Raw genomic sequence first — 9,778 nt, 5'->3', positions numbered from 1 at the left:
GCGCCGCCCGGAGGTCGGCTCCCGGCTCGGCCGCCGCGGCGCGTGCCGCGTCCGCGGCCCGCGCATGGGGCAGGACGCCCTCCAGGGCTGCGTCCACCTGGGCCGCGACCCGCGCGACGTCGGCCAGCGCCTCGTCGACGAGCAGGCCGTACGTCGTCGCGGCGGACGAGACCCAGCCCACCTGGGCCGCCGTGAGGAGCGCGATCCGCGCCCGCGCGACGGCCTCCTGCCCCGCCCACGCCGCGCTCGTCACCGCGCCCGCGCTCGGCGGCGCCGTCCACCTGCTCCCGCTCATCCCCGCCCCTCTCGACGGGCGAGACGCTAGGGACCACCGGCCGGAGGGTCGTGGCGGGACCCCGCGGCCTGTGGACGCGGGCCGGGGCGGGCCTGCTGTGGACGACAGCCGCGTGCGGACGGCCGCGAGGGTCAGGCCGGCCGTGTGCCTGGGACGGCCACGAGGTCAGCCGGCCGCGAGGCTCAGACGGCCACGGCGTGCAGCAGCGCGAGGGTGTCGGGGAGCAGGGGCGGCGCCTGCACGCCGACCTCCCCGAGCACGCGGCCCGGGAGCACGACGCCGTCGGCCCACCAGGCAGGCAGCGACGACAGGCCCGCGAGGTCCGCCCCGGGACCCGCGGGCGCCACACGGTACGTCCGGTCCGGGTCCAGACCCGGCAGCCGCACGCGCCCGGGGGGCCACGCGTCCGACCGCTCGACCGCCACGAGCGCGAACAGCGCCTCGGCGCCGTCGTCGGCCACCGCGCCGTGCACCCACAGCGCCGGGTCGGGGTGGTCGCCGCGCACCACGGTGCCACGGAGCAGCAGCCCGCGGTGCTCCTTGTACGTCGCGACCCAGGCCGCCAGCTCGGCGCGCTCCTCGGACGTCGCCCGGCTGACGTCCCACTCGACGCCGAAGTGGCCGAACAGCGCCGTGCCGGCCCGGTACCCCAGCCCGTGCACGCGCCCGGTCGTGTGCGACCGCGCGGCGCCGACGTGCGAGCCGACCAGCTCGGGCGGGAGCAGCTGCGCCGTCCACCGCTGGATCATCTGCCGCTCGTGCGCGTCGATGCAGTCGCTCGCCCACACGCGGTCGGTGTGCTCGAGCACCTCGAGGTCCACGCGCGCGCCGCCGGACGAGCACGACTCGATCTCGAGCCCCGGAGCAGCCGCACGGATCTCGTCGAGCAGCCGGTAGAGCGCGAGCGTCTGCCCGTGCACGCCTGCCCCACCCGTGCGCGTGGTGCCCGCGTCGACGAGGTCACGGTTGTGGTCCCACTTGAGGTAGTCGAGCCGGTACTCGCGGACGAGGGCGAGGACCTGGTCCCGGACGTGCGCGTACGCGCCCGGGTGCGTGAGGTCGAGGACCTGCTGGCGACGCTGCTCGGGCGGCAGCCGGTCGCCGGTCTGCAGGATCCACTCGGGGTGCTCGCGCGCGAGGTCGGAGTCCGGGTTGACCATCTCGGGCTCGAACCACAGGCCGAACTCCATGCCGAGCCCGCGCACGTGGTCCACGAGCGGGTGGAGCCCCTGCGGCCACACGGCCTCGTCCACCGTCCAGTCGCCGAGCCCCGCGTCGTCCGAGCGGCGACCGCGGAACCAGCCGTCGTCGAGCACGTACCGCTCGACGCCCACGGCGGCGCCGAGGTCGGCGAGCTCGGTGAGGCGCGCGAGGTCGTGGTCGAAGTAGACGGCCTCCCACGTGTTCATCACGACGGGCCGCGGCGAGCGCGGGTGGTGCGGGCGGTCGCGCAGCCAGCGGTGGAACCGGTCGGCCATCGCGTCCATGCCGACGCCGTACGACGCGTAGACCCAGGGGCCCGCGTACGTCTCGCCGGCCCCGAGCCGCACCTCGCCCGGCAGCAGCAGCTCGCCGCCGCCGAGCACCTGCTCGCCGAGGTTGGTGCGCTCGGCGTACGTGCGGTGGTTGCCGCTGAACGCGACGTGCACGCCCCACACCTGGCCGTGGCGGAACCCGAAGCCCTCGGCCCCTGCGACGAGGACGGTCGCCGCGTCCGGACCGGTGCGGCCGCGCCGGCTGTCGCGCACGTGCGCGCCCACGGTGAGCGGCCGACGCTGCGGGGTGCGCTCGCGCGACCAGCGTCCGGCGAGGTCGTGCAGCTCCGTGGCCTCCGACGGCACCGGGAGCGCGACGAGGAGGTCGTCGACCACGAAGGGCGCCGCGTCTGCGGCGGCCGTGCTCGTGACGGCGGCGCGCGTGCGCACCAGGCCCTGGGGTGTGAGCTCGAGCTCGACCGTCAGCGCCAGGCGCGCGACGTCGTCGGACGCGCGGACGACGACGCGACCGCCGGCCTCCGCGGGGACGACGTCGACCTCGCGCACCTCCACGAGCGGCGACCAGTCGCGGCCCTCGCGATGCCCGGCCAGGCCGGGCCGTCCCATCCAGCCGGTGGCGGCCTCAGGCACGACGGCGACCGGGACGGGCTCGTCGAGCGTGTTCGCGAGCGGCGGGACGGACGCGACGGCGAGCGCGGCGAGGGCGGCGTCGTCGGCCTCGCCGAGGTCCGCCCCCCAGTGCACGACGCGCGGCAGGGCCGGGCCCGCGACGTCGAGCACGAGGCTCACGCCGGCGGCGCGCAGGTGGACGAGTTCGGCGGCGGGCTGCGTCACCGCACGAGCCTAACGAGCGGCCGGCGGACCGTCCCCGGTCAGTAGCGGTAGGCCGTGACCAGCTCGCGCAGCTCCTCGGAGACGGCGGCGAGCTCCTCGGCGGCCTCGCGCGACTCGGCGACCGACGCGGTCGTGGCGCGCGCGACGTCGGCGACGCCCCCGATGCTCTGGGCGATCTGGTCCGAGACCTGGGCCGCGTCGGCGACGCCGCGGTTCATCTCGCCGGTCGTGGCGGTCTGCTCCTCGACGGCCGACGCGATCGTCATCTGGTAGTCGTTCATCTGCGTGATGATCTGGGTGACGTCCGCGATCGCGGTGACCGCCCCCGCGCTGTCGAGCTGGATGGCCTCGATGCGCCGGGCGATGTCCTCGGTGGCGCGTGCGGTCTCGCGAGAGAGCTCCTTGACCTCGGTCGCGACCACGGCGAAGCCCTTGCCGGCCGCGCCCGCACGCGCCGCCTCGATGGTCGCGTTGAGCGCCAGCAGGTTCGTCTGCTCCGCGATCGACGAGATGACCTTGACGACGTCGCCGATCTGCCGGCTCGACTCGCCGAGCCGCTGCACGGTCTCCGCCGTCGCGCCCACGGCCTCGACGGCCCGCCCGGCGACCGCGGCGGCCTCGTGGGCGTTGTGCGCGATCTCGCGGATCGACGCGCCCATCTGGTCCGAGCCGGCGGCGACGGCCTGCACGCTGCGCGACACGTCCTGCGCCGCGGCGGCGACGACCTCCGCCTGCGCCGAGGACTCGCTCGCCCCGCCGACGATGCGGCCCGACACGTCGTCGATGCGCCGGCTGGTCCGCGCGAGCCCGTGCGTGCGGTCCGCGAAGGTGCCCATGACGGTGCCGAGCGCGGCTAGCGCGGCGTTGAGCGACGCGGCCATGCGACCGACCTCGTCGTGCGACGCGACGTCGAGGCGACGCGTGAGGTCTCCCTGCTCGACGGCGGCGAGGACCTCGACGGCGTCCCCGAGGGGCCGCGTGATGCTGCGGGTCACACGCCACGCGACGAGGACCGTGAGGACGACGGCGCCGGCGAGCAGGGCGAGCATCGTGCTGAGGAAGCCGGCCGCGATGCCGCGGGCCTCGGCCGTCTCGCCGGCGTTCATCTCCTCCTGGAGGTCGATGAAGACGTTGATGGCAGCCAGCCACTCGACGAACAACGGCTTCGCCTGGTCGACGAGCACCTCGAGCGCGGCCTCGGTGTCGCCGTCCATGCGGAGCTCGACGACCTCGGCGACGAGCGGCATGGTCGCCGCCTCGACGCGGCGGATCTCCTCGAGCGCGGCGATCTCCTCGGGCGACACCGCGTCGGCGTCCGCGAAGATCGCGTCCATGAGCACCGCGGAGTCGACGTAGTCCTGCTCGAGGTCGGCGATCAGCTGGATCTCGGGCTCCGCCTCGGCGGGCGTCTGCGCCAGGACGACGTCGCGCAGCGCGATCGCACGGTCGTGCACGCTGCCGCGGAAGTTGATGGCGTAGCGCTGCTTGACGCTGTTCTCGTCGTTGATCGTCGTCAGCCGCGTCTCGATCTGCTGCACGCGCGCGACGCCGGTCGCGGTCACGAGCCCGGTGGCGAGAAGGACGACGGCGAAGCTCAGCGCGAGCTTGCGGCCGATGGTGAGCCGGAACCTGGTCACGGTGGTCCTCTGGGGGGACGAGGAGGTCGAGGCGGGTTCTCCCGCACATCGTCCATCGGCCGAGCGCGGCGCCGTGTGAGGCGTTCGGCACCGAGCACCGCTGGTGAAGCGCCCCCGCACCGGGCTCAGAGGATGAAGGTCTCGACGCTCTCGTTGCGCGCGTGCGCGCGCTCGAACTCCTCGACCGTCCGCGGGCCTCGCGGGAGGGCCGCCAGCAGAACCTCTCGCAACGCCCTCACGTCCTCGCGTCGCACGGCGCCGAGATCAGGTCCGAGCCTCACCCACGTGCGGTCGCCGACGTCCACGAGCTGTGCCGAGGGCACGACGTCGCGCAACGCCTCGAGCGCCGACCGGCCGCCGAGCGCGTCCACATGGACGGGTGAGAGCAACGTTCCCCACCCGTACCCCCACAGCGTCCGTGTGACGTCGCGCGCGGACGGGCCGATGCCGTTCGCTCGCTCCCACGGGCTCTCGTCGACGTCCGCGCTGACCTGGTCGAGCGTCGCGAAGCCCGTGTCGGCGGCGAGGCGCTCGGCGGTGCGCAGGAGCCACGGCTCGAGGAAGCCCTGGACCCGGACGGCGTCCTCGCCGCCGCCGTACATCGCCCAGCGGTGCATCGAGAGCCGGACCACCAGACCACCACCGTCCCCGCGACCGTGCGCGACGGGGACGGGCATGGTTGCCGCGACCGTCACCGGGAGCCACTTCGGGTGCCAGTGGTAGCCCTCCATGGCCGTGGCCGTCGCCACGAGCGCCACCGACCGCAACGGCTCGCCTCGGCCGAGCGCGAAGTCCCAGTCGATCCCGTCGCGCCCGGTGTCCGCCGCCGACGAGGAGAGGTCGTCCGACGCCACGACGGCCGACGTGCTCCACGACAGCTCGATCCCGATGCACTGCGTCACGACCTGCTCGACGCCGTCGCGCAACGCGGCCACGACGTCCTCGTCGGACGGCCGGGACGACTGGACGGCCACGCCGCCGAAGACGGCGACCTCTCTGACGTACGGGTCGTCCTCGGACGCGAGCTCGCCAGCGGTTGCCCCGGCGTCGTCCGTGACCACGTTCGCCTCCCGCCCGACCGACTCAGGAGACCGCTGCCGCGGTCCCGAGCCCGAACATCGTCGCCCAGCCCCACGTCACCATGCCGCCTCCCGCCGACAGGGTCACCGGGTCGTCCACGATGCCGACGCCCCCGGTCGCGACGTCCTCGACGAGCGTGCCGACGATGAGCGCCGCACCGCCGATGGGCACCGCGCGGCTTAGGCTCCGGCCGTGACCTCCTCCGCGCGCCGCACCGCCGTCGGCGTCGCCTCGATCGTCGGCGGGTCGCTCCTCTTCGCGGTCAACGGCACGGTGTCGAAGCTCGCGCTGCAGGCAGGTCTCAGCACGACCCGGCTCGTCGAGCTGCGCTCTCTCGGCGCCGCCGTCGTGCTCGTCGCGGCGCTGCTCGTCGTCACGCCCCGGGCGCGCCTGCCGCGCGGGCGCGAGCTCGCGGCGCTCGCCGTGCTCGGCGTCGTCGGCATGGCGATGGTGCAGTGGCTCTACTTCGTCGCGATCTCGCGGCTGCCCGTCGGGCTCGCGCTGCTCATCGAGTACACGGCACCGCTCCTCGTCGCGCTGTGGGCAAGGTTCGTGCTGCGCGAGGACGTGCGCGCGCGGGTCTGGTGGGCCCTGGCCGCGTGCCTGGCCGGCCTGACGCTCGTCGCGCAGGTGGGCGACGGCGTGCGGCTCGACGTGCTCGGGCTCGTCGCCGCGGGCGGGGCGGCGCTCTCGCTGGCCACGTACTACCTGCTGGGCGACCGCCTCGTCCGCCACCGCGACCCGCTGTCGACGCAGACGTGGTCGATGGTCTTCGCCGCGATCTTCTGGGTCGCGCTGCAGCCGCTGTGGACGTTCGACGCGGGCATCCTCGCGGACGACGTCGACCTGCCCGGCGCGCTCGAGGGCAGCCACCTGCCGCTGTGGGTGCTCCTCGCGTACATCGTGGTGCTCGGCACCGTCGTGCCGTACGTGCTGGTCCTGGCCGCCGTCGTGCGCCTGGGCGCCGCGCGGACCGGGATCCTCGGCATGACGGAGCCGGTGGCCGCGGCTGCCGCCGCCTGGCTCGTGCTCTCCGAGGCCATGACGTGGGTGCAGCTGCTCGGCGGCGCCGTCGTGCTCGCGGGTGTGGGCCTGGCCGAGACCGCGCGGCGCAAGCCCGCCGTCACGCCGGCGCCGGACGCCGTCACCGCCCACTGACGGCCCGGCGGCCGCGGGGGCGGGACGCTCAGTCGTCGAGCGCGCGACGGCGACGCTGGCCGAGCCACGCGCGCGGCACCACGAGCACGGCGACGACGACGACCGCGGCGGCCGCGAGCAGGCGCAGCCACTCCTGGCCGGCGACCACGCCCCCGAGGCCCGAGCGCAGCCACACGACGACCAGCAGCGAGCCCTGCACGACGACCTGCACCCCGAGCACCGACCGCGCGACGACGCCGAGCACCGCGACGTCGACGACGCCGCGCCACGCGATCCGGGCCGCGAGCGCCCCGAGCCGGACCGCGAGATGCCCGCACAGCACCAGCGCCGACAGGCGCAGCAGGCCCGTGCCCTCACGCGCCCCACCGACCGCGAGCAGGTCGGGTCCGGCGAGCAGCACGAAGGCGACCACGACGAGCGCCACGGGCGCGACGGGCCACTGCGGCCACCGCAGCACGAGGCCCGCGGCCACGAGGCCGGCCACGACGACGACCGTGGGTGCCCCGCTCAGGCCCACGACGGCCGCCACGAGGAGCGCCGCGGTGATCCGCACGACCGATCCGGGCACCGCACCGCGCAGGTGCAGCACGACCCGCGGCGGCGAGGGCACGCCGTGCCGTACGGGCAGCCCCAGCAGCTCGCGGACGCGGTCCGCGGCACCCTCGCCCGCCATCAGCCGACCCCCGGTCCGGGCCGGCGGTGGGAGAGGCGCGCGAACGCCTGGAGCCGGGCCGACGCGTCGTCGTCGGCCCACCGGACCAGCTCGGCCCCCGCCGCGACGACGTCGTCGAGCCGGTCCGAGCGCTCGATCTGCACCATCCGCAGTGCGACCCGCTCCCGCTGGTCGAGCGCGCGCACGCGCAGCCGCGGCAGGACGTCGACCGCGACGACGCGGTGCCCGGCGCGCCGCCACGTGCGCGCGAGCTCGGCGGCCTCGGGGTCGAGGAAGGTGCTGAACAGCACGACGAGGCTCCCGGTCGTCAGGTGCGGCGGCCGCACGCGGCGCGCCGGGTCGCCCTCGGGCCGCAGCAGCGCGAGCTGGTGCACGACACGGTCGAGCTGGCGGCGTCCCGCGCCCGGGCGCAGGGCCCGGCGGCGCACGCCCAGGTCCTCGACGCCCACGCGGTCCCCCGCGGCGAGGAACCCCTGCGCGACCGTCGCGGCCGCCTGGCGCGCGAGGTCGAGCGACGTCGCGTCGTCGGGCCGGATCGCGCGCATGCCGCTCCACGTGCGTGGGTCGGGACCGACCTCGTCGCGCGAGTCGACGACGAGCGTCACGACAGCCTCCGCGAGCGCGAGCGTGCGGCGCACGTAGAGCTGCTCGAGGCGCGGCGACCGTCGGGCGGTCGCGCGCCAGTCGATGCGGCGCAGCGTGTCGCCCGGCTGGAACGGGTGGATGTCCCGCAGGCCGCCGCCGTCACCCGCGCGCCGCGACTCGTGCTGGCCGCTGAGGCCGCGCAGGCGCGTCGGCAGCGGCAGGTCGGCGACGGACCGCGCCGTGGGCAGCACGAGCACGACCGAGGGCGGCTCCTCGTCGACCGGGCCGACGACGAGCCCGCCGGGCCCGACACCCTGGCGCTCGACGCGGAACAGGTCCTGCGGGCCGGTCCGCACCGAGGCGGCCGCGACCCCCAGCGTGCGGGTCAGCGGGACGTGCACGAGAGCCTCCGTGGCGCCGTGACCGGGCCGGCTCACCCGCACACGCACCGCCTCGGTCCCCACGGGCGCGGTGAGCCGCACCTCCGCGGTGAGCTCGGCGCCGCTGCGGCCCTCCGCCGTCGGCACGACGTCGGCCCACACCGAGCCGCGCGGTCGTGCCCAGAGCGCCCAGACCGCGCCCAGCACGCAGGGCGCGCCGAGCGCGGCGACGTCGGGGCGGCCGCCGAGGACGCCCAGCACGAGCACGGCCAGCCCTGCCGCGACCGTCCAGACGAGCGGCGGCGTGACGGACCAGGCGGGCCCCAGCGGCGCACCCTCCGCGCGATCGGGCAGGCGCACCGTGCCGCGCGGCGGCACCGGGCCGGTCCCGCTCATCGCCCGGCTGTCATCGCTGGGGCACCACGGCCGGTCCGGGGACGCGCGCGAGCACCTCGCGGACGACGTCCTGCGCCGCGACGCCCGCCGCCCACGTGGCCGGCGTGAGCGTGATGCGGTGCGCGAGCGCGGGGACGGCGACCGCCTTGACGTCCTCGGGCGCCACGAACGCCCGGCCCGAGAGCACGGCGAGCGCGCGCGCCGCGAGGAGCAGCGCCTGCGAGCCGCGCGGCGACGCCCCGACCTCGACCGCCTCGTGGGTCCGCGTGGCCGCCGCGAGGTCCACGCAGTAGAGGACGACGTCGGGGTCCACCTCGACCGCCTCGACGCCCGCCTGCATCGCGAGCAGCGTGGGCGGGTCGACGACGCGCCGCACGGGCGCGGCCTCCTGACGGCGACCGAGCCGGCGTCCGAGCACGTCCGCCTCGGCCCGGCGGTCGGGGTAGCCGACGGCGAGCCGCACCATGAAGCGGTCGAGCTGCGCCTCGGGCAGGGGGTAGGTGCCCTCGTACTCGACGGGGTTCGACGTGGCCATGACGTGGAAGGGCCGCGCCATGGCGTACGTCGCGCCGTCGACCGTCACCTGGCGCTCGGCCATCGCCTCGAGCAGGGCCGACTGCGTCTTGGGCGCGGTGCGGTTGATCTCGTCGGCGAGCAGCAGGCCCGTGAAGAGCGGCCCGGGGCGGAAGCGGAACGACGCGCTCTCGGGGTCGAAGACCGCGGAGCCGGTGATGTCCGAGGGCAGCAGGTCGGGCGTGCACTGGATGCGCCGGAAGTCGAGGCCGAGCGCCGTCGCGAGGCTCCGCGCGGCGAGCGTCTTGCCGAGGCCCGGCACGTCCTCGAAGAGCACGTGCCCGCCCGCGACGATCGCCGCGAGCGCGATCCGCAGCGCCTCGGCCATCCCGACGACGGCCGTGCCGACCTCGGCCAGCACGGCGTCGGCGCGCACGGCGACCTCGGCGGGCGTGAGCGGTGCGGGGGCGGTGGGCTGCGCTGCGGCCGGCGGCGGCGTCGGTGCGGTCACGGGTGGGGCCTCTCGGTCGGGCGTCGCGTGCTCTCGGCGCGCGTGCCGGCGCCGAGCCGTTCGATGACGTCCACGCAGTGCGCGACGTCGCTGAGGGACGGCAGGTAGCCGCCGGCGGCCGTGAGCGTGCGCCACGCCCGCTCGCCGAGCGCCTCGCGCGCGCGCTCGCGCGCCTCGTCGGCGTGCGCCCCGTCCGACGGCGGCTGGACGACGCCCGCAC

The 9,778-nt window shown here is 76.3% G+C and carries 10 protein-coding genes; 1 reads left to right on the top strand and 9 read right to left on the bottom strand.

Going from position 1 to position 9,778, the window contains the following annotated elements:
• The 5 genes from ICW40_RS11020 to ICW40_RS11000 all read right to left on the bottom strand — a co-directional run.
• Positions 1-295, bottom strand: a 295-nt coding sequence (locus ICW40_RS11020) for a hypothetical protein (protein ID WP_221653873.1), incomplete at its 3' end; no start/stop codon positions are given.
• Positions 296-477: 182 nt separating this feature from the next.
• The gene (locus ICW40_RS11015; protein WP_221653872.1) at positions 478-2,625 is read right to left on the bottom strand and encodes an alpha-galactosidase; all 2,148 of its coding nucleotides are present in this window, start codon (positions 2,623-2,625) and stop codon (positions 478-480) included.
• A 38-nt stretch (positions 2,626-2,663) separates the two neighbouring features.
• Complete coding sequence (locus ICW40_RS11010) at positions 2,664-4,262, bottom strand: methyl-accepting chemotaxis protein (RefSeq protein ID WP_221653871.1); 1,599 nt, start codon at positions 4,260-4,262, stop codon at positions 2,664-2,666.
• 125 nt (positions 4,263-4,387) lie between these two features.
• Positions 4,388-5,323 (bottom strand): hypothetical protein, encoded by a 936-nt coding sequence (locus tag ICW40_RS11005; protein WP_221653870.1) that lies wholly within the window; start codon positions 5,321-5,323, stop codon positions 4,388-4,390.
• A 22-nt stretch (positions 5,324-5,345) separates the two neighbouring features.
• On the bottom strand, positions 5,346-5,513 hold the full coding sequence (locus tag ICW40_RS11000; protein WP_221653869.1) for a hypothetical protein: 168 nt from the start codon (positions 5,511-5,513) through the stop codon (positions 5,346-5,348).
• A gap of 21 nt (positions 5,514-5,534) precedes the next feature.
• Between ICW40_RS11000 and ICW40_RS10995 the strand changes: the two genes are divergently transcribed.
• A complete protein-coding gene (locus ICW40_RS10995) occupies positions 5,535-6,500 on the top strand; it encodes an EamA family transporter (RefSeq protein WP_221653868.1) in 966 nt (321 codons plus the stop codon).
• Positions 6,501-6,528: 28 nt separating this feature from the next.
• On the opposite strand, the gene ICW40_RS10990 is transcribed toward ICW40_RS10995, so the two are convergent.
• The 4 genes from ICW40_RS10990 to ICW40_RS10975 form a co-directional block, all read right to left on the bottom strand.
• Positions 6,529-7,173, bottom strand: a complete 645-nt coding sequence (locus tag ICW40_RS10990) for a hypothetical protein (RefSeq protein WP_221653867.1) — start codon at positions 7,171-7,173, stop codon at positions 6,529-6,531.
• Positions 7,173-8,534, bottom strand: coding sequence for a DUF58 domain-containing protein (locus tag ICW40_RS10985; protein ID WP_221653866.1), 1,362 nt, complete (start codon positions 8,532-8,534; stop codon positions 7,173-7,175). Before ICW40_RS10985 ends, ICW40_RS10990 begins: the two co-directional genes overlap by 1 nt.
• A gap of 10 nt (positions 8,535-8,544) precedes the next feature.
• Positions 8,545-9,558 (bottom strand): AAA family ATPase, encoded by a 1,014-nt coding sequence (locus ICW40_RS10980; protein ID WP_308121745.1) that lies wholly within the window; start codon positions 9,556-9,558, stop codon positions 8,545-8,547.
• On the bottom strand, positions 9,555-9,778 hold a 224-nt coding region (locus ICW40_RS10975), incomplete at its 5' end, for a hypothetical protein (protein ID WP_221653865.1). The genes ICW40_RS10975 and ICW40_RS10980, both read right to left, overlap by 4 nt.

Source organism: Actinotalea ferrariae, assembly GCF_019733465.1.
In the GTDB taxonomy this organism is placed as follows: Bacteria; Actinomycetota; Actinomycetes; order Actinomycetales; family Cellulomonadaceae; genus Actinotalea; species Actinotalea ferrariae_A.
Note: the sequence above shows the minus strand (reverse complement) of the source record. Positions and strands in the feature narration are given on the sequence as shown.

Coding starts and splice junctions, on each gene's coding strand:
- ICW40_RS10990 (WP_221653867.1), bottom strand. CDS start 7,173: ATGGCGGGCGAGGGTGCCGCGGACCGCGTCCGCGAGCTGCTGGGGCTG.
- ICW40_RS10985 (WP_221653866.1), bottom strand. CDS start 8,534: ATGAGCGGGACCGGCCCGGTGCCGCCGCGCGGCACGGTGCGCCTGCCC.